Annotated in this window: 18 protein-coding genes and 1 pseudogene; 7 read left to right on the forward strand and 12 right to left on the reverse strand. The window is 69.3% G+C overall.

Annotation, left to right across the window (positions count from 1 at the left end; all coding sequences use genetic code 11):
- Nucleotides 1-22: 22 nt before the first annotated feature.
- From ACIQPR_RS04225 to rsmI, 7 genes are all read right to left on the reverse strand, one after another.
- Entirely contained in the window at nucleotides 23-1,159 is a 1,137-nt protein-coding gene (locus ACIQPR_RS04225) for a peptidoglycan recognition family protein (RefSeq protein WP_403641600.1), read from the reverse strand.
- 219 nt (nucleotides 1,160-1,378) lie between these two features.
- Nucleotides 1,379-2,314, reverse strand: coding sequence for a 4-(cytidine 5'-diphospho)-2-C-methyl-D-erythritol kinase (locus ACIQPR_RS04230; RefSeq protein ID WP_403641602.1), 936 nt, complete (start codon nucleotides 2,312-2,314; stop codon nucleotides 1,379-1,381).
- Complete coding sequence (rsmA, locus tag ACIQPR_RS04235; RefSeq protein WP_403641605.1) at nucleotides 2,315-3,205, reverse strand: 16S rRNA (adenine(1518)-N(6)/adenine(1519)-N(6))-dimethyltransferase RsmA; 891 nt, start codon at nucleotides 3,203-3,205, stop codon at nucleotides 2,315-2,317.
- A 67-nt stretch (nucleotides 3,206-3,272) separates the two neighbouring features.
- Nucleotides 3,273-4,607: a ubiquitin-like domain-containing protein gene (locus tag ACIQPR_RS04240; RefSeq protein WP_403641608.1), complete on the reverse strand. Its 1,335-nt coding sequence runs from the start codon at nucleotides 4,605-4,607 to the stop codon at nucleotides 3,273-3,275.
- A gap of 165 nt (nucleotides 4,608-4,772) precedes the next feature.
- The gene (locus tag ACIQPR_RS04245; RefSeq protein ID WP_403641611.1) at nucleotides 4,773-5,720 is read right to left on the reverse strand and encodes a TatD family hydrolase; all 948 of its coding nucleotides are present in this window, start codon (nucleotides 5,718-5,720) and stop codon (nucleotides 4,773-4,775) included.
- A 47-nt stretch (nucleotides 5,721-5,767) separates the two neighbouring features.
- Nucleotides 5,768-6,196 carry a hypothetical protein gene (locus ACIQPR_RS04250; protein ID WP_403641614.1) on the reverse strand — a complete coding sequence of 143 codons (429 nt, stop codon included), beginning with the start codon at nucleotides 6,194-6,196 and terminating at the stop codon, nucleotides 5,768-5,770.
- A gap of 282 nt (nucleotides 6,197-6,478) precedes the next feature.
- Nucleotides 6,479-7,330: a 16S rRNA (cytidine(1402)-2'-O)-methyltransferase gene (gene rsmI / locus ACIQPR_RS04255; protein ID WP_403641617.1), complete on the reverse strand. Its 852-nt coding sequence runs from the start codon at nucleotides 7,328-7,330 to the stop codon at nucleotides 6,479-6,481.
- 95 nt (nucleotides 7,331-7,425) lie between these two features.
- On the opposite strand from rsmI, the gene ACIQPR_RS04260 reads away from it, so the two are divergent.
- Nucleotides 7,426-9,177, forward strand: a complete 1,752-nt coding sequence (locus ACIQPR_RS04260) for a dolichyl-phosphate-mannose--protein mannosyltransferase (protein WP_403641619.1) — start codon at nucleotides 7,426-7,428, stop codon at nucleotides 9,175-9,177.
- Nucleotides 9,178-9,427: 250 nt separating this feature from the next.
- On the opposite strand, the gene ACIQPR_RS04265 is transcribed toward ACIQPR_RS04260, so the two are convergent.
- Complete coding sequence (locus tag ACIQPR_RS04265; protein WP_403641622.1) at nucleotides 9,428-9,610, reverse strand: hypothetical protein; 183 nt, start codon at nucleotides 9,608-9,610, stop codon at nucleotides 9,428-9,430.
- A gap of 334 nt (nucleotides 9,611-9,944) precedes the next feature.
- On the opposite strand from ACIQPR_RS04265, the gene ACIQPR_RS04270 reads away from it, so the two are divergent.
- Nucleotides 9,945-10,769: a helix-turn-helix domain-containing protein gene (locus ACIQPR_RS04270; protein WP_403641624.1), complete on the forward strand. Its 825-nt coding sequence runs from the start codon at nucleotides 9,945-9,947 to the stop codon at nucleotides 10,767-10,769.
- Between the two features lie 712 nt (nucleotides 10,770-11,481).
- Nucleotides 11,482-11,731: pseudogene (locus ACIQPR_RS04275) on the forward strand (type I restriction endonuclease subunit M); the annotation flags it as partial.
- 79 nt (nucleotides 11,732-11,810) lie between these two features.
- On the opposite strand, the gene ACIQPR_RS04280 reads toward ACIQPR_RS04275, so the two are convergent.
- From ACIQPR_RS04280 to ACIQPR_RS04295, 4 genes are all read right to left on the reverse strand, one after another.
- Complete coding sequence (locus ACIQPR_RS04280; protein WP_403641627.1) at nucleotides 11,811-12,248, reverse strand: hypothetical protein; 438 nt, start codon at nucleotides 12,246-12,248, stop codon at nucleotides 11,811-11,813.
- 104 nt (nucleotides 12,249-12,352) lie between these two features.
- Entirely contained in the window at nucleotides 12,353-12,961 is a 609-nt protein-coding gene (locus tag ACIQPR_RS04285) for a hypothetical protein (RefSeq protein ID WP_403641630.1), read from the reverse strand.
- 115 nt (nucleotides 12,962-13,076) lie between these two features.
- Nucleotides 13,077-13,472, reverse strand: a complete 396-nt coding sequence (locus ACIQPR_RS04290) for an ATP-binding protein (RefSeq protein WP_403641633.1) — start codon at nucleotides 13,470-13,472, stop codon at nucleotides 13,077-13,079.
- On the reverse strand, nucleotides 13,469-13,657 hold the full coding sequence (locus tag ACIQPR_RS04295) for a hypothetical protein (protein WP_403641636.1): 189 nt from the start codon (nucleotides 13,655-13,657) through the stop codon (nucleotides 13,469-13,471). The genes ACIQPR_RS04290 and ACIQPR_RS04295 overlap by 4 nt, the downstream gene beginning before the upstream one ends.
- Nucleotides 13,658-13,772: 115 nt before the next feature.
- On the opposite strand from ACIQPR_RS04295, the gene ACIQPR_RS04300 reads away from it, so the two are divergent.
- From ACIQPR_RS04300 to ACIQPR_RS04315, 4 genes are all read left to right on the forward strand, one after another.
- Nucleotides 13,773-14,624: a helix-turn-helix domain-containing protein gene (locus tag ACIQPR_RS04300; protein ID WP_403641639.1), complete on the forward strand. Its 852-nt coding sequence runs from the start codon at nucleotides 13,773-13,775 to the stop codon at nucleotides 14,622-14,624.
- Complete coding sequence (locus tag ACIQPR_RS04305; RefSeq protein ID WP_403641641.1) at nucleotides 14,605-14,802, forward strand: DUF397 domain-containing protein; 198 nt, start codon at nucleotides 14,605-14,607, stop codon at nucleotides 14,800-14,802. The genes ACIQPR_RS04300 and ACIQPR_RS04305 overlap by 20 nt, the downstream gene beginning before the upstream one ends.
- Before the next feature lie 190 nt (nucleotides 14,803-14,992).
- A complete protein-coding gene (locus ACIQPR_RS04310; protein WP_403641644.1) occupies nucleotides 14,993-16,624 on the forward strand; it encodes a penicillin-binding transpeptidase domain-containing protein in 1,632 nt (543 codons plus the stop codon).
- Between the two features lie 182 nt (nucleotides 16,625-16,806).
- Nucleotides 16,807-18,426, forward strand: coding sequence for a penicillin-binding transpeptidase domain-containing protein (locus tag ACIQPR_RS04315; protein WP_403642915.1), 1,620 nt, complete (start codon nucleotides 16,807-16,809; stop codon nucleotides 18,424-18,426).
- The last annotated feature ends 10 nt before the right edge of the window (nucleotides 18,427-18,436 follow it).

Raw genomic sequence — 18,436 nt, forward strand, 5'->3', positions numbered from 1 at the left:
GGAGGCCGACGATCCGTGCAGGTCAGCGGGCCGCCGCTGCCCTCACCTCGGTCAGCAGGTCGTACATCGTCTGCCCGGGGCACTCCGTCGACAGCCAGTCGCGGTGACCGCTGACCGTCGTGACGTCCTTGGTGACGCCGTTGACCGGGTTGACGAAGGTGGTCCTCGCCTGCGGGTCGAGACCCTTGAAGCGGGCGATGACCTTGATCAGGCGGATCAGGGACGCCTTCGCGGCGGCCGTGGGCGGCTGGTCGGTGAGGGTGCCGAGGAGGGCGATGCCGAGGTTGCCGGAGTTGTAGCCCGCGGTGTGGAAGGCGGTGACCAGCTTGCCGTCGGCGTCGAAGGCGGGGACGCCGTCGTCGCCGGAGTAGCGGCCCTCGTAGACGACGCCGGCCTCGTCGATGAGGAAGTGGTAGCCGATGTCGCCCCAGTCGAGGGTGACCGCGTGGTACTCGTAGATGCCGCGGACGGTGGCGGCCGGGTCGGGGTCGGCGTTCGGGGTGTCCGTGTGGTGGACGGTGATCGTCTGCAACGGGTAGTACACCTCGGGCGAGTTGACCTTGCCGTCCTTGTACCGCTTGGACTCGTCGGCGCCCCAGGCCGGGCGCGAGAGGTAGCGGACGCCGCGGACGCGGGTGGGCTCGCTCGGCACGTGGAAGGTGCGGTCGGGGCCGTGCGTGCAGTCGATCGCGAGGGAGCGCACGTCGGTGGCTCCGTCCGGGGCCGTCAGCTCGTACGAGGTGGCGCCGCCCGAGGCCACCAGGGCCGTGCCGCCGTCGTCGACGGTCGCGCAGCCGCCGGTCAGCCGCTGGACGGCGCCGTCCCCGAAGCTGATGCCCGCGCCGGTCGCCGCGCCGGTCCAGCGGACGCCGACGTAGGACGCGGGGAAGGCGGTCGTGTCGGCGCCGGTGGCCGCGGCGGAGCGGGTGGCGGGGAAGGTCTCCGGCTCGGTGCCCGCCGGGGTGGCGCCGGTGCTCGCGGCGTCCGCGCCCGAGTCGGTGGCCGCGCCCGAGTCGGTGGCCGCGAAGACCACCGGGGTCAGGGTGGCTCCGGCGGCGACGGCTCCGGCGGCCCCGATCGCGCCGCGACGGGACAGGGACCGCTTGCGGCGGTGGGAGGACGGAGCGGGGTGGGGGGTCGGGGTGGGGGATTCGGACACGGACGTCGCCTTCCACGGTCGTTCACTCACGAGGCGTCGCACCACACGGGTCGCACGCGACGCCTGAATCTTCAAGTAAAACTAACCGCAAGGGCTTTCCCCCGCGTCCTCCCTCCGTACTACTTCGTGTGGAGATCGGGCGAAGATGTCGTACGACGACATGAACGCGTCGTACGACGGCATGAACACGGTGGGCGTCGGCCGCACGCGTCGCGTGGGTCAGGCGGGTCTTCCGGGGACCTGGGCGGTAGGTGCGGGCCGGTCGAGCACGGTCGCCCCCGCCGCCGGACCCGCCGCCGTGCGGACCGTCCGGCAGGTGCCGGACGCCGTCAGCGCGTCCGCCACCTTCGCGGCCGACCCGGGGTCGCGGGTGAGGAACGCCGTCGTCGGGCCCGAGCCGGAGACCAGCGCGGCGAGGGCGCCCGCGGCGCGGCCCGCGGCGAGGGTGTCGGCGAGTTCCGGGAAGAGCGAAAGGGCCGCGGGCTGAAGGTCGTTGGAGACGGCGGCGGCCAGCGCGTCCGGGTCGCCCTTCGCGAGCGCGGCCAGGAGCGGCTGCGAGGCGACCGGCTCGGGGATGTCGGTGCCCTCGCCCAGGCGGTCGAACTCGCGGAAGACCGCGGGGGTCGACAGCCCGCGCCCGGCCATCGCGAACACCCAGTGGAAGGCGCCCCCGACCTCCAGGGCCGTCAGCCGCTCCCCGCGCCCGACCCCCAGCGCCGCCCCGCCCACCAGGCTGAACGGCACATCGCTGCCCAACTCGGCGCAGATCTCCAGCAGTTCGGCCCGTGAGGCACCGGTGCCCCACAGCGCGTCGCAGGCCACCAGCGCGCCCGCGCCGTCCGCGCTGCCGCCCGCCATGCCGCCGGCCACGGGGATGTCCTTGGCGATGTGGATGTGCACGGCCGGGTCCCGCCCGTACCGTTCGGCGAGCGCTACGGCCGCCCGTGCCGCCAAGTTGGTGCGGTCCAGGGGGACTTGGGCCGCGTCCGGGCCCGTGCAGGTGACCCGGAGCCCGTCGGCCGGGGTCACGGTGACCTCGTCGTACAGACCGACCGCGAGGAAGACGTTGGCCAGGTCGTGGAAGCCGTCGGGGCGCGCGGCGCCGACCGCGAGTTGGACGTTGACCTTGGCGGGAACCCGTACCGTGACGCTCACTTACTCGGACTCTCCCTTGTCTTCCACCGTGTGTTCCGCCTTGTGTTCCGCGATGCGGGCGAACTCCTCGACCGTCAGCGACTCGCCGCGCGCCTGCGGGGACACCCCGGCCGCGACGAGCGCGGTCTCGGCCGCCGCCGCCGAGCCCGCCCAGCCGGCGAGGGCCGCCCGCAGTGTCTTGCGGCGCTGCGCGAAGGCCGCGTCGACCACGGCGAACACCTCGCGGCGGTCGGCGGTCGTCTTCGGCGGCTCCGCCCGGCGGGTGAGCGCCACGAGCCCGCTGTCCACGTTCGGCGCGGGCCAGAAGACGGTACGGCCGATGGAACCGGCCCGCTTGACGTCGGCGTACCAGTTCGCCTTCACGGACGGGACGCCGTACACCTTCGAACCGGGCGGTGCGGCGAGGCGGTCCGCGACCTCCGCCTGGACCATCACGAGGGTGCGCTCGATGGTCGGGAAGTGCTCCAGCATGTGCAGCAGGACCGGTACGGCCACGTTGTAGGGGAGGTTGGCGACCAGCGCGGTGGGGGGTGGGCCGGGGAGTTCGGTGACCTGCATCGCGTCGGAGTGGACGAGCGCGAAGCGGCCGGCCCGGTCGGGCATGCGGGCGGTCACCGTCGCCGGCAGCGCGCTCGCCAGGGTGTCGTCGATCTCCACGGCGGTCACGTGGGCGGCGGCTTCGAGCAGGGCGAGGGTGAGTGAGCCGAGGCCGGGGCCCACCTCCACGACCACGTCGTCGGGGCGGACGTCCGCGGTGCGGACGATGCGGCGGACCGTGTTCGCGTCGATCACGAAGTTCTGGCCGCGCTGCTTGGTGGGGCGTACGCCCAGGGCTGCGGCCAGTTCTCGGATGTCGGCGGGGCCCAGGAGGGCGTCGGGGTTGCTGCTCACGTACCTAGGTTACGGGGCGGTTCTTCGGCCGCCGCTCCCCCGCTGCGCCCCCTGTCCCCGTCCCCCCTCAACCGTGCAGCCGCGTCCCGCAGTGCGGCCACGGACTCGCGCCCCTGCGCACGTACAGCCGCTTCGCCCTGAACGTCTGTTCCTCCGCGCTCGCGTCCTGCGGGCGTCCGCTGCCGCCGAGGCTGTGCCAGGTGTGGGTGTCGAACTGGTAGAGGCCGCCGTAGGTGCCGGAGGGGTCGACCGCGCCGGGGCGGCCTCCGGACTCGCAGGTGGCGAGGCCGTGCCAGTCGAGCTGGTCGGCGCCCTGGACCGAGGTGGGCATCGCCTTGGTGCCGACCTTGACGAGCTGGGAGCGGGGTTCGCGGACCAGCTGCTCGTCGACGCGGCGGGGCTTCTCCTTGACGCCGTTGACCGTGCGCAGGGCGTAGGTGACGCGGCGCAGGCCCGGCCGGCCGGCGCGTTCGACGACCTCGGTGCCCTTGAACAGGGTGGGGTCGTCGGTGCGTTCCACCTTGAAGGGGATGGCCTCCTCGCGGACCTCGCGGGTGCCGGTGACCCGTAGGACCGTGATCGTCTGGCCGTCGCGCGGGAAGCTGTCGGGCGGGACCGAGGTGGTGTCCTCGCCGTGCAGGCCGATGCCGGCCTCGTGGACCGCCTCGCCGACCGTCGCCGCGTTGGTGCGGATCGTACGGGCGCGGCCGTCGGCCATGATCGTGACGGTGCGTTCGGTCCGTACGTCGAGGGCGAGTCCGGCGCGGCCGATGGGCTGGGAGCGGGAGGTCGAGAGGTAGGCGCCCTCCGCGCGTACGCCGAGCTGTTCGAGGGCGCCGTCGACCGTGCGGGCCGTGGTCCACACCTCGCGCCGGTGTCCGTCGACGGTGAGCCGCACGGGGCGGCCGTAGCGGACCGCGACCTCGTCGCCGCTGGCGAGGTCCGCGTCCGGGCCGGGCGCCACCACGTCGTGCTCGCCGACCTCGACGCCCTGCTGGGCGAGGAGTTCGGTGACGTCGTCGGCGAAGGTGTGCAGGGTGCGCGGCCTGCCGTCGACGGTCAGCTCGATCGCCTTGTCCTTGGCGACGAACGCGGTGGTGCCGCCGGCCAGGAAGGCGACGACCAGGGCCTGCGGGACCAGGCGGCGCACGGTGGCGGCGGTGGAGCCGGTGCGGTCGGCTCTTCGTCTGCGGTCCGCGCGGCCCGGCGCGACGGTGACCGCCTGGCGCGGGAACACGGGCTCCGGCGCCTCGTAGGCGGGCCGGTACGTGTCCTCGTACACCTGGGTCGCGTCGGTGTACCTGACGCCGTACCTGTCGGTGTGCTCGTCGGTGTGCTCGTCGGTGTAGACATCGGCGCGCACACCGCGGTCGTACGTCTCGTAGGTCTCGTGGTTGCTCACGCCGACACGCTCCAGAAGGCCAGACGGGTCCGGATCGGGCCCACAGAACCTAGCGGAGCGACGGTCACTCTCCAAAGCGACGCGACTACCCAGAGTCGTGTTCGACGGGTCGCGCGAGCCGCACGGGCGGGGTCGCGGAGCCGTCGTCGACGGGCGCGCGGAGGCTCAGTAGCCGAAGGCGCGGGCCGTGTTGGCGGCGAGGGCCGACGCCAAGGCGTCCTCGTCGATGCCCCGGACGGCCGCCATGGCGCGGACCGTGACCGGAATGAGATACGGCGCGTTCGGCCGTCCGCGGTACGGCGCCGGGGTGAGGAAGGGGGCGTCGGTCTCGACGAGGACCAGTTCGAGCGGGGCGACGGCGAGCGCGTCCCGAAGGTTCTGGGCGTTCTTGAACGTGACCGTGCCGGCGAACGACATGAAGTACCCGGCGCTCGCGCACAGTTCGGCCATCTCGGCGTCGCCGGAGTAGCAGTGGAAGACGGTCCGCTCGGGGGCGCCCTCCTCCTTGAGGACGCGCAGCACGTCGGCGTGGGCGTCGCGGTCGTGGATGACCAGGGCCTTGCCGTGCCGCTTGGCGATCTCGATGTGGGCGCGGAAGGACCGCTCCTGCGCGGCCTTGCCCTCGGGGCCGGTGCGGAAGTGGTCGAGGCCGGTCTCGCCGACGCCCTTGACGTGGGGCAGTCCGGCCAGCCGGTCGATCTCCGCCAGGGCCTCGTCCAGGGCGGAGTCGCCGCCGCCGGTGCGCGCGCCCTGCCTGGACCAGCCGTCGGGGTCGCCGTGCACGATGCGCGGCGCCTCGTTCGGGTGGAGGGCGACCGTCGCGTGGATCGCGTCGTGGCGGGCGGCCGTCTCGGCGGCCCAGCGCGAGCCCTTGACGTCGCAGCCGACCTGCACGAGCGTCGTGACCCCGACCGAGGCGGCCTTGGCGAGCGCCTGCTCCACCGTGCCGGACTGCATGTCGAGGTGGGTGTGGGAGTCGGCGACGGGCACCCGGAGGGGCTCCGGGAGCGGAGGCGCGCTCTTCTCGACGCGCTGGTCGGCGCTGTTCTCGACGCGCTTGTCGGCGCTCTTGTCGACGGTCTTGCCGACGGTCTTGTCGCTGGAGGCAGGCATGCCCCGATCCTACGAAAGGGGCATGCCCGCCCGGTCGCGGGAGCCGGTCAGCTCGCCTTGCGGTGGTGGTGGAAGGGGTGCAGCAGGTCGGACAGGTGCCAGTGGTGCCCGGTGGGCTCCTGCGCGGAGGCCGCGGTCCCGTCCGCCGGGTCGGTGCCCTCCGCCGCCGGCCGGGGCCTGGGCGCCCGGTACTGCCGCTCCGCCGCGTCCCGTACCGACGACACCTGGCCCGCCCGCATGATGCGCACGACATGCCCGTCGCAGTTGTGGCACGCGGGGCGGCTCAGGGGCGACGGCACGACCTGGCCGTCCGCCACGTACATCACGAACTGGTGGCCGTCGGTGTCGACGTGGTGCTCTATCTCGTAGGCCTGCTCCCAGCCGTGCCCGCACCGCATGCAGGCGAAGGAGTACGACTCGTTCACCACGGCGGTGGCAGCGCCCCGGAGGCCGGTCTGCCCTGCGATCTCACTCATGCCAGCTCCTGCTTGCTTGCTGCTGGACAAGCGCCTCCGGCGAGGGGATTCCCCCCGGAATCCCGGTGGAGGCGAGGGACGGGTGCGTCCCTCAGTCCAGTGGACGCCTCAGGCAGGGCGAGCGCATCAGTCCTGTCGACTGTTGGAGGCGATTTGGACTTTCCTTGTCGAATCGCCCTCCCGAGCCGGTCGGGACTTTGCATTCGGTGACCGTGCTTTGCCCCGCCATGGGGCGCCCGCTCATGGGAGAAGCGCCCTGCTCAGAGGGGATCGCGCCGCAGCTCAGAGGGGTTTTTGCGCGGTCTTGGCGGCCACCACGGCATCGAAGACCTCGCGCTTGGGAACGCCCGCTTCGACCGCGACCGCGGCGATCGCTTCCTTTCGCCGCTCGCCCGCCTCCTCGCGCACCCGGACCCGCCGCACCAGCTCGTCCGCGTCGAGTTCCCCGGCCTGTTCCGGCGCCCCCTCCACCACGACGGTGATCTCGCCGCGCACCCCTTCCGCCGCCCACGCGGCGAGTTCGCCGACCGGGCCGCGCTTGATCTCCTCGTACGTCTTGGTGAGTTCCCGGCACACGGCGGCCCGCCGTTCCGGGCCGAACGCCTCCGCCATCGCGGCGAGGGTGTCGTCGAGCCGGTGCGGGGCCTCGAAGTAGACGAGGGTGCGCCGCTCACCGGCCACCTCCCGCAGCCGCGACAGCCGTTCGCCCGCCTTCCGCGGCAGGAACCCCTCGAAGCAGAACCGGTCCACCGGCAGCCCCGACAGCGCGAGCGCGGTGAGCACCGCGGACGGCCCCGGTACGGCGGTCACCCTGATGTCCTTGGCGACGGCGGCGGCGACCAGCCGGTACCCCGGGTCGGACACGGACGGCATCCCCGCGTCCGTGACCAGCAGCACCCGCGCCCCGCCGACCAGGGCCTCGACCAACTCGGGTGTCCGGGCGGCCTCGTTGCCCTCGAAGTACGACACGACCCGCCCCTTGGGCTGCACCCCGAGGGCCTGGGTCAGCCGGCGCAGCCGCCGGGTGTCCTCGGCGGCGACCACATCGGCCCCGGCCAGCTCCTCGGCGAGCCGGGGAGGAGCGTCCTGCGTGTCGCCGATGGGGGTGCCCGCCAAAACAAGGGTTCCAGTCACGTTCCCATCCTCGCAGGGCCGACAGATCCGGACGCATCCGGACCGAGACCGCCCATGCACGGGACTCACACAGAGGTGTTCCCTACGATGGCGCGGTGACCAGTACAGCGTCGTCCACGGACTCCACGGACACCCGGCAGGGCCAGGCCCCACCAGAGCAGCGGCCGTCGTGGCAGCAGCGGCTGCGCCGTTTCGGCTACACGGCGGGGCCGAGAAGCGACGTACGGGACCGGCTGGTGCCGCCGTACACGGAGCCCAGCCCCCGGCTGTGGGCGACGCTCGGCTTCTCGCCGACGCTCGTCGACCGCATCACCCGGTGGTCGGCGTGGGGCGGGCCGCTGCTGGTCACCCTCATGGCCGGCGTGATGCGCTTCTACCACCTGGGCAGTCCGAAGGCGGTGATATTCGACGAGACGTACTACGCCAAGGACGCGTGGGCGCTCGTCCACCGCGGCTTCGAGGTCAACTGGGACAAGAACGCCAACGACCTCATCCTGAAGACCGGCGGGCACGTCCCCATCCCGACCGACGCCGCCTACGTCGTGCACCCGCCGGTCGGCAAGTACGTCATCGGCCTCGGCGAGCTGATCTTCGGCTTCAACCCGTTCGGCTGGCGCTTCATGACGGCCCTGCTCGGCACGCTGACCGTGCTGATGCTGTGCCGCATCGGCCGCCGCCTGTTCCGCTCCACGTTCCTCGGCTGTGTCGCGGGCGTCCTGATGTCGCTGGACGGCCTGGCCTTCGTGATGGCCCGCACCTCGCTGCTCGACGGTGTGCTGATGTTCTTCGTGGTGGCCGCGTTCGGCTGCCTGCTGATCGACCGCGACAAGGCCCGCGCGAGACTCGCGGCGGCGCTCCCGGTGGGCGCGGACGGCCGGGTCCGCCCCGACGCGCACACCGCCGACACCCTGTCCCTCGGCTGGCGCCCCTGGCGCTGGACGGCGGGCCTGCTGCTGGGCCTGGCGATCGGCACCAAGTGGAACGGCCTGTACATCACGGCCGCGTTCTTCGTGCTGATGCTGATGTGGGACGTCGGCTCCCGCAAGGTGGCGGGCGCCCGCAACGCGTACGTGGCGGTCCTCAAGCACGACCTGGGACTGGGCTTCGTGGCGACCATCCCGGTCGCCCTCACGGTCTACCTGACGTCCTGGATCGGCTGGATCCTCTCCCCCACGGACGGCACCGGCGGCTACTTCCGCAACTGGGCCGCGACCGACGGCAAGGGCGGCACCTGGAGCCACGTCCTGCCGGACTGGGTACGCAGCCTGTGGCACTACGAGCACGAGGTCTACGAGTTCAACGTCGGCCTGCACTCCCCGCACACGTACATGTCCAACCCGTGGAGCTGGCTCGTCGACGGCCGCCCGGTCTCCTACTTCTACGAGTCCCCCTCCCCCGGCACGGACGGCTGCCCCCTGAACGCCGGCGACAAGTGCGCCCGCGAGGTCCTCGCCATCGGCACGCCGATGCTGTGGTGGGCGGCCTGCTTCGCGATCCTGTACGTCCTGTGGCGCTGGGCGTTCCGCCGCGACTGGCGCGCGGGCGCGATCGCCTGCGGCGTCGCGGCCGGCTACCTCCCCTGGTTCCTCTACCAGGACCGCACGATCTTCTTCTTCTACTCCATCGTCTTCCTGCCGTTCCTGTGCCTCGCGGTGGCGATGCTGATCGGCGCGATCATCGGCCCCCCGGGCTCCAGCGACACCCGCCGGGTCACGGGGGCGGTCGGCGCGGGCGTACTGGTCCTACTGATCACGTGGAACTTCATCTACTTCTGGCCGCTGTATACGGGGACGTCGATTCCTATTGGGCAGTGGCGGTCTCGGATGTGGCTGGACACCTGGGTCTAGCTGGGCAGACACACCACGAGGGCGCGGCTGACAGCCACGCCCTCGTGGTCGTTATTGGTCGTTAGCGGTTGTCGTGGGCCGTCCTCGGACGGCCCGAGGACGGCCCGGCCCCGGGCCCCGGCAGATTTACAGCGGGCCGGCCCCAAGGCCGATGAGCTGGCCCTTTTCCTTTCAACCCTCTTCGCGGGGGACGCCCGGGGGCTGCAAGGAGAGCCAGTGGCCGACTCCTGACGTCAGCCGCACCCCTTGTCTAGCCAAAAAGGATCACCAAAGCAGAGATAACTCCCACTGCCGCAGCGATGGCGGCGGTCGGGTCACCCATGCCTGCAGGAAGTCCCGGCGTCGCACGCTGAGTGTGCTTGAAGATGAAGTACCCCACGACGCTGCCGATGACGAGGACGGCGATGCGCCAAGCCTCGATGTGTACCGTCATATACGGGCCCCTTCCGGCTCAAGGGCCTGCCTGCTTCGACCCTCCAAGATCAGGGCAGGCAGGCCCGTCTGAACTCCTACAGACGCAGGAGTCGATTCCCCTCTAGGGCAACGGCGCCTACCTCCAAAGCAGACCCAAATCACCTTAAAAGGGGTGGGCCTAACCTGCGGGGCGACTTCCAAAACGGTGCCATCGTGGCCTGATGCAGCCAAAGGCACGGCTCATCCAAAAAATACAACGTGCCTGTTCAGCGGCGCGTGCAGCAGAGGAACTAGCCCTGACTGCGTCCTATGATGCATCGCTAAACTGTACCCAGTAGGGGATGGGGGACTTTATGGCACGTGGACTGGCTGTCAGCTTTGACGGAGCCGCCCTCAGAGCGCTTCGCATGTCTCGTGATTCGCGCCGCAGCGAGAGCGCCACACCACTGAGCGCTCAGGAACTCGCCCGTCGCATAGGAGCCACCAAGGCGCAGATCCTTGCCTACGAGAACGGTCTAAGAGTCCCTGAGCCACCACGCATCCTCGCCTTGGCTCACGCGCTGAACGTCCATCCGCTGAAGTTGGCGAGCCCAAACGACTACCGGGAGTGGGACATAGCTGACCTGCGCCGAGCGTGCGGCCTGACACAACGTGATGCGGCCCGGCGACTCGCCGTACGTGAGAGCACCTATCGGCGCTTCGAGATCCACGCGACACTGCCAAACTCAGCCGCCATACCCACATTCCTCGACAAGGTGGCGGTAGCCTTTGACGTCCCCCTGGAGAATGTGGTAGCAGCAGTGCGCCGCGGACGTGCCGTCCCAGAGCACCTTGAACAAGTGGAGCGGTCAGTAAGACATCTGTTCTCAAAGTACGGTGCACAGCCTGGCTTCTGGTCACAGCCATCGACGGATGAGCCTGATCTCTTGGCTCTGGCCTCCCGGTACGGGTGGTCGCCTCGCTCGACGAGTTGGATCCTGGGTTCCGAGTTCAAAGAGCTTCGCCGGCTACTCCTCCGAGCGGAGGTTGAGCGAGTTCGGGCGGACTATGAGATCGACGCCGATCGCCAAACTCAAGCGCGGACCCAGCATCAGCGCTCACGACGGACGTTTGAAGAGTCGCTTCAGCGACTCCCCATACGCTTAGAGAACATGTATATGCACGGCAGACGCTCATAGGGCTCGCAGCGTGTCCCGGCCATTCATTCGTTTCCGAGCGGCGAAGACCACGTAGATGACAAATCCGTCTCCTTCATCCCAGGACTGGGCTTAGCAAGAAAGACGGGACAGAACGGTCCAACAGGCGTACTCTGACTTCGTAGCCGACGGAGGAAATGATGGCTCTAAGGGCCCGCCGAGAATTAACTTGCGGGTTTCTGGCCTTGACATCGCAGGTCAACGCATTGCCCGCCCACAGGTTGTTCTCCGGCAGGTCCTAAGGCCCTGGTCGGGACCCCACCGGGCCGGATCACGCGAACTTCATCTACTTCTGGCCGCTGTACACGGGGACGTCGATTCCTATTGGGCAGTGGCGGTCTCGGATGTGGCTGGATACGTGGGTTTAGGTGGTTGGACATTCCGGGAGGGCGCGGCCTACAGGGCAGCGCCCTCCCGCTCGTTGTCGGCGCTTGCGGGTCGCGAAGAGCCGCGCGTTTTCTTTCGCAGGCCGACCGAGGGCAGCCGGACTGGCTTGCATGCGACCTCTCCTATGTTGTCTCACCTGGCAAGTTTCGCGAGCTTCTTGTAATTGCTCAGGGCGGTGACCATGGCCAGGTCTCGGCTCTGCCAGTCATTGCGGACCATATAAGGAATCTTGAGACCACGAGCAGCCCATCGCAGGCTGCTGATGCCGCATGATCGATGAATTCACCAAGGACAACCTGCTCGGGAGACTGATCTGTGGGCGACCGAGGACGAGAAGCGCGATCAGATCGTCGGGTTCTACCGGCGCACGTGGGAACACTCGGACGCGACGATCAACGGGCTTCCCCTCGACGCCCCCGGCCGCGTGCCGCGGTGGCCGCATGCCGGGCACGCCGACATCCTGCGCGAGGGCGTCGACGGCCGCATCAGTCAAGGCACAGCAGGCTGTGTCACGTGACGTGATGTTCGAGCGGCATGATGTCGGCCGAGGGTGCTGATCCGTCGAAGCGTCTGGTTCCTGATGAGCTCTGGGAGATGGTCGCCCTGTTACTGCCGCCGACGTTCGGCACGTCGAACCTAGGGCTTGCCGAAACCAGGGTTGCCCGGCATGGGCATATCAGGGTCCAACCCAAGGCGCGCTTTAACAAATATCCAATTGATATCGACAAGCCGTTCACCAATATCACTGTCCCGCTGAATCGCCAGACTCACTTCACCCAATCGCTCATACACGAAAGAAATATCGACATCAATGGAATCGGGGCCTGCCGATACGTCTGGCTCCACGCCGTCAAGATAGCAGCGCCAAATCTTCGAGGCCATGTCGCGAGAACTTCCGGGAGGAGCGATCCCAACAGACCAAATGCCTCGCTCCCTGGTTGCCCACACTTCGCATCCATCTCCCTGGAACCTCATCAAGATATTCTCGAACCCACCTGTTTCTCGCGTCTCAATCAAAGAAAATCCACGTCTCAGAAGCCATTCCGACAGTTCACCGACCTGCTCTTCGCTCATGACCACTTCCCCCTTTACGATGTTGGAGCGCCGACAGAATTACCAACCTGAGTGCAACACATTGCGCGGCATCCCGGTCCAATGGCCCCGGTGCAGCGCTGCCGTCAGCGGCGCAGGCGGCAGGCATCGGCACCGACTTCCGCATCGCCTTCACCATCGGGTGTATCGCACCACCGTGTATGCGGTCGGAGCAATGGGCCGTGCCCCTGTGCCGTCGAGAATGTCCAGGACCTCGAAGTCGGCACCCGCCGCGTAGTGCTCCAGCTCGCGGGGAACAGGACGCGTCGGCGGATTTCGTCCTGGGCCTCCTCGCCCGAGGGGAGCTGGAGGTCCACGCCGATGCACTCGAAACGCTTGGCCAAGATCTCCAGGTCCCGGCCGGTGCCGCACCCGAAGTCGACCAAGGTCCGGGCGTCCGGACAGTGCAGTTCGATCAGGATCTGGCACATCCCGGCGCCCGCACTGTCCGCCTGGACCAGGTCGTAGAGCGCCGGATCCCGGTACAGGAGGTTGGTGGCTTCCACGTGCTCAACTTCCGTGTCGGGGCTGGTCACATGAGGCTTCGCAGGCCGACCTCCACCAGGACGGGCGAATCCGGGGGTGTGCATCCCGAACGCCATCAGCGTCGGCACGGGTTCGGGCGTCGGCAGTTCGGCTTGCGTCTTGGAGTGGTGGGCGTTGTTCTCGTCGCCTCCGCCGCTGCCCGTGAACACCTCGCACCGCCGGGCGGCTACCTGCTCGCGTACGACGTCGAACGCAGAAACTCAGCTACGACGACGGGTGCACCGAGAGATCACCCGCGTGGGTCTCCAGCGACCAACAGCGGCCTCAGCCCCGCACCTCGCACCACACCACCTTCCCGGATGCCCCCGGTTCCACCCCCCACCGCACCGCCACCGCGTCCAGCAGCATCAGTCCGCGCCCCGATTCGGCGCCGAGGCCGGTGTCGGTCGTGGCGTCCAGGAGGACGGGGAGGGCACGCGGGTCGGGGTCGGTCACCTCGACCCGGATACGGTCGTCGTCCGGGCCGACCCTGGCGATCCGTACCCGTACCGGTGTCCCCTCCCCCACATGCCGGATCACGTTGCTCACCAACTCGCTGACGCAGAGCTCCACTTCGGGGTGCGGGCCGCCGCCCAAGTAGGCGCGCACCGCGTGTCGTAGTTCGGGGACGGCCTTCGGTACGGCGAGCAGCTCGGCCTCGAACACCCTCGCCGCGTTCATCGTTCCGCCGCCTGACGGAGTACGGCGGCCAGGCGGCGGGCCGTGTCGAGGTTGCAGTTGCCCAGCGCGACCAGCCCTCCGGAGCCCGGCAGGTCCGCGCGGAGTGACGGGAGTGTGATGCCGTGGGCGGCGAGGGCGTCGCGGAGTTCCTCCGCGCAGAGGGTGGTGTCGTAGGGGGTGGACATGGGCCGGGGCCTCCTGTGCGTTCTGTGACGAATCACTCACACAGTGACGTGACAGGCCCTACCGTGAAAGGAGTTCGAGTTACGCCTGTCAACGAGCAAATGGCGGTGGTCAGTTGTGCCTCCTCGCAAGGACACCGACGCGTCGGCGAACGTCCCCTCCTTCTACGGCGCGGAGTTGCGCTACAAGAGGGAACAGGCGGGTCTGACGCTGGAGCAGTTGGCGGAGGGCAGTTATCGGGGGGTGCCGTTCCTGAGCCAGATCGAGCGCGGGGAGCGGCGGATGCCGCTGGATCTGGCCCGGCATGTGGACCGTCGGCTCGGGACGGACGGGTTTTTCGAGCGGCGCTGTGAAGACGCGAGGAAGGCGAAGCAGTCGGGGCACGCGGAGTACTTCGCGGATGTGGCGGAGATGGAGAAGTTCGCGGAGTCGATCGAGGACTGGGCACCCATGCTGGTGCCGGGGCTACTCCAGACATCGGCGTACGCCAAAGCCGTCGTACGCACCTCGCTCCCGTGGCTGCGCCCCAAGACCGTCGAGAAGCAGGTCGACGCTCGTATGGATCGAGCGAAGCTCTGGGAGCGCGAAGACCCTCCGGCGTTCTGGGGGATTCTGGACGAGAGGATGATCCGCAAACCGCTGCTGCCGCCCGAGGAGATGGCAGAGCAACTGGACCACGTGGCGCACGTGATCCGGTCCACCCAGAGTGTTTTGCAGATCCTTCCGGAAACGACAGCAGTCCACCCGATGATGATGGGCATGACCCGCGTCATGACGTTCCCGGACGCGCCGCCCGTGGTCTACACGGAGGGTCTCCACAGTGGCCAACTGATCGACTATCCGGCCCTCGTGAAGGACTACCGCAGGTCGTACGATCTGCTCAGGGCCACGGCGTTGTCCCCGGAGGCGTCTCTGGCCATGATCGATCAAGCGGCGAAGGACCATCGAAATGGCAAGCACCGAACGTGACTTGAGCTCTGCCCGCTGGCGCAAGAGCAGCTACAGCAACGGCAGCGGTGGCGAATGCCTGGAAGTGGCCGACGAAGTCACCGGCCTCGTCCCCGTCCGCGACTCCAAGGTCCCGGACGGCCCCGTGCTGCTCCTCCCTAGCAGCGCCTGGTCCGCCTTCACCGCCGGTCTCCGTTAGGACAACCCGTCGACCAAGCGCCGAACGTGACTTGAGCACCGCCCGCTTGGGCAAGAGCACCAGCACCAACCCCCCGGAAGTCACCGACGGAGTCACCGGTCTCCGTTAGGACAACAAAAAGCAACACCTCTCACAGCTTTCCCTCACGCCCCATACAGTCGGAGGACTGACAGCGGGAGGGGACCGCACCATGCGCAAGGGGGTCAAAGTCACCGTCGTCGGCGGTGTGTTCGCCGTGATGGTGGGTGGGGCCGGGTACGGGGCGTACAATCTCATGTCCGCGCTCGGCGGGGACGGCGGGTCGGCCGGGTCCGGTGGGGCCGCGGCCGTGAAGACGGGGCCGCCCAGCGCTTCGGAGGTCAAGGCCACCACGGCCAAGTTCTTCGCGGCCTGGGAGAAGGGGCAGGCGGTGACCGCCGCGTCGTACACGAACAACGACGCCGCCGCCGATCCCGTACTGGAGTCGTTCGGCGGGGCCGGTCACATCGCGAAGGTGAAGATCACGCCCGGTACGGCGACCGGCGCCACCGTACCGTTCACGGTGCACGCGACCGTGTCGTACAAGGGCATCGACAAGCCGCTCGACTATACGAGCCGGCTGACCGTCGTCCGCGGAAAGACCACCGGCCGCGCGCTCGTCGACTGGCAACCGGCCGTCGTTCACCCGGAGTTGAAGGCCGGCGACACCTTCGTCACCGGTGAGTCCGAGAACCCGGCGATCGAGGCCGTGGACCGGGACGGGGCCGTGCTGACGAAGGAGAAGTATCCGTCGCTCGGGCCGATCCTCGACGAGTTGCGCGCCAAGTACGGTGACAAGGCGGGCGGTACGCCGGGGATCGAGCTGGCGATCAAGCATCAGGGCGAGGGTTCCGCCGACACCACGCTGGTGACCCTGGAGAAGGGTGAGGCCGGCAAGGTGCGGACGACGCTCAGCGCGAGCGCGCAGGCCGCCGCCGAGAAGGCCGTGACGAAGTACTCGGAGTCGTCCGTCGTGGCCGTGCAGCCCAGTACCGGGCAGGTGCTCGCGGTCGCCAACAATCGTGACGACGGGTTCAACGCCGCGTTCCTGGGGCAGTTGGCGCCCGGCTCCACGATGAAGATCATTAGCGCCGCCACGCTCATCGACAACGACATCACCAGCATGACCGGCGCGGCGCCCTGTCCGCCCACCGCCACCTGGCAGAGCCAGACCTTCCACAACCTGGAGGGACTGGCCCCGGACGAGAAGGCCACGCTCGCGGACAGTTTCGCGCGCTCCTGCAACACGGCGTTCGTGAAGTTCGCCGACTCGGTGAAGGTGGACTCGCTGACCCGGGAGGCCCAGGACCGGTTCGGGCTCGGCCGGGACAACTGGAAGACCGGCATCCCGTCGTTCGACGGCTCGGTGCCCGCCTCCGGCGGTCCGGACACCGCGGCGAACCTGATCGGCCAGGGCCAGGTGCAGATGAGCCCGCTGAACATGGCGTCGGTGACGGCGACCGCGAAGACGGGCACGTTCCGGCAGCCGGTCCTCGTCGCGCAGAGCCTCGACGACCGTCAACTGGCCACCGCGCGGGGCCTGTCGGCGAGTACGTCGGCGCAGTTGCGGGCGATGATGTACCGCACCGCGACCAGCGGGACCGCCGCCGGGATCATGGCCGGGCTCGGCCCCGACATGGGGGCGAAGACGGGGTCCGCCGAGGTGGACGGGCAGTCGAAGTCCAACAGCTGGTTCACCGGCTACCGGGGCGATGTCGCCGCGGCGGCCATGACGCAGGACGGCGGCCACGGCATCGACGCGGCCGGCCCGATCGTGCGGGCGGTACTGGCGGCGAGTGGCTGAACTCACTCCCGGTGGAAAGTGAACTCACCCGCACAGGACGGGACTCTAGGGTGGGCGTGGTCGTTGGGGTGGGAGAGGGCCGAGGGCGACGGGGGCCCGAGGGGATTCGCGGAGGATCGGGAACTGTGGGCACCAGGGGCAAGAGAAGGCGCGTCGCCGAGCGGCGGAAGGCGAGACCCGCCATGGTCGGCGGGGTGATCGCCGTGGCCGTCGTCGGCGCGGGGGTCGGTGCCTACGCGCTGTACGACGGCGGGGCGTCCGCCGAGGCGCGCACGTCGGCCTCGGACCACAAGGCCGTCAAGAAGGGCCCGTTGACGGCGGCCGAGGTCCAGACGACCGCGAAGCGGTACCTGGCCGACTGGCAGCAGGGCAAGGTCGCCCAGGCCGCCGCCGTCACCGACAGGTCGGCGGCGGCTTCCGCGCTGCTCACCGGGTACACCAAGAACGCCCACATGAAGGGCATCACCGTCACCGAGGGCACCCCCACCGGCACCAAGGTCCCCTTCTCGGTGAAGTGCACGGTGTCGTACAAGGGCATCAACAAGCCCATGACGTACGCCACTTCGCTCACCGTCGTGCGCAGCGCGAAGGACGGCAAGCCGTACGTGCAGTGGCACGCCTCCGTCGTCCACCCGGACCTCGCGGACGGCGACACCCTGGTGACGGGCGAGTCCGGCACCCCGCCGATCAAGGCCTACGACCGGGACGGCGGCGAGCTGACGACGGCCAAGTACCCGTCCCTGGGGCCGGTGTTGGACGGGCTGCGGGAGAAGTTCGGGAAGAAGGCGGGCGGCAAGGCGGGCATCGAGCTGCGGGTGGTCCGCGGCAAGCAGTCCAAGGAGTCCGACAAGACGCTCGTCGAGCTGAGCAAGGGCACGCCGGGCAAGGTGAAGACGACGCTCAGCCCGACCCTCCAGGCGGCGGCGGAGACGCAGGTCGGCAAGCAGAAGAACTCCTCGGTCGTGATGATGCGCCCCTCGACCGGCGAGATCCTGGCCGTCGCGAACGCCTCGCACGGCTTCAACGTGGCCTTCCAGGGCTCGCTGGCCCCCGGTTCCACGATGAAGATCGTGACGTCGACGATGCTCTTCGAGAAGAACCTCATCACTCCGGACGCGTCCCACCCCTGCCCCAAGACGTACAAGCTGGCGGGCTGGACCTTCCACAACGACGACGACTCGGAGATCAAGCAGGGCACGTTCAAGATGGCCTTCGGGGCCTCCTGCAACAACGCCTTCATCAACTTCGCGCCCAAGCTGTCCGACAGCGACCTGACGACGGAGGCCCAGCAGGTCTACGGCCTCGGCATGAACAACTGGGCCATCGGCGTGCCCACCTTCGACGGCTCGGTCCCGGTGCAGAGCGGCGCGCAGATGGGCGCTTCGCTGATCGGCCAGGGCGGGGTCCGGATGAACCCGCTGAACATGGCGTCGGTGGCCGCCACCGTCGACACGGGCACCTTCCACCAGCCCTACCTGGTCGCCGCGTCGGTCGACGGCCGCACCCTCGCGAAGGCCTCGCGCACGATGTCGTCGACGACGCAGGCCGAGCTGAAGGAAGTCATGAAGTACACCGCCGACTACGGGACGGCGGCGAAGGCGATGGCCGGGCTCGGCCCCGACTACGGCGCGAAGACCGGTTCGGCGGAGGTCGACGGCCAGAAGAAGCCCAACGGCTGGTTCACCGCGTACAAGGGCGACCTGGTGGCCGCCGGCGTGGTCCAGGCGGGCGGCCACGGCGGCGACACGGCGGGGCCGATCGTGGCGGCCCTGCTGAAGCTGGGGGCCGGCCTCGGCGGCTGAACTCCCGCGA

Origin of the sequence: Streptomyces sp. NPDC091280 (assembly GCF_044768565.1) — a bacterium.
Classification (GTDB): Bacteria; Actinomycetota; Actinomycetes; order Streptomycetales; family Streptomycetaceae; genus Streptomyces.

Excerpts from the sequence above, each read along its gene's own strand:
- ACIQPR_RS04265 (WP_403641622.1), bottom strand. The coding sequence starts at position 9,610 with ATGACGGTACACATCGAGGCTTGGCGCATCGCCGTCCTCGTCATCGGC.
- ACIQPR_RS04295 (WP_403641636.1), bottom strand. The coding sequence starts at position 13,657 with ATGTCCACCCCCTACGACACCACCCTCTGCGCGGAGGAACTCCGCGAC.
- ACIQPR_RS04310 (WP_403641644.1), top strand. The coding sequence starts at position 14,993 with ATGCGCAAGGGGGTCAAAGTCACCGTCGTCGGCGGTGTGTTCGCCGTG.
- ACIQPR_RS04270 (WP_403641624.1), top strand. The coding sequence starts at position 9,945 with ATGGCACGTGGACTGGCTGTCAGCTTTGACGGAGCCGCCCTCAGAGCG.
- ACIQPR_RS04315 (WP_403642915.1), top strand. The coding sequence starts at position 16,807 with ATGGTCGGCGGGGTGATCGCCGTGGCCGTCGTCGGCGCGGGGGTCGGT.
- ACIQPR_RS04250 (WP_403641614.1), bottom strand. The coding sequence starts at position 6,196 with ATGAGTGAGATCGCAGGGCAGACCGGCCTCCGGGGCGCTGCCACCGCC.
- ACIQPR_RS04290 (WP_403641633.1), bottom strand. The coding sequence starts at position 13,472 with ATGAACGCGGCGAGGGTGTTCGAGGCCGAGCTGCTCGCCGTACCGAAG.
- ACIQPR_RS04280 (WP_403641627.1), bottom strand. The coding sequence starts at position 12,248 with ATGAGCGAAGAGCAGGTCGGTGAACTGTCGGAATGGCTTCTGAGACGT.
- ACIQPR_RS04245 (WP_403641611.1), bottom strand. The coding sequence starts at position 5,720 with ATGCCTGCCTCCAGCGACAAGACCGTCGGCAAGACCGTCGACAAGAGC.
- ACIQPR_RS04305 (WP_403641641.1), top strand. The coding sequence starts at position 14,605 with ATGGCAAGCACCGAACGTGACTTGAGCTCTGCCCGCTGGCGCAAGAGC.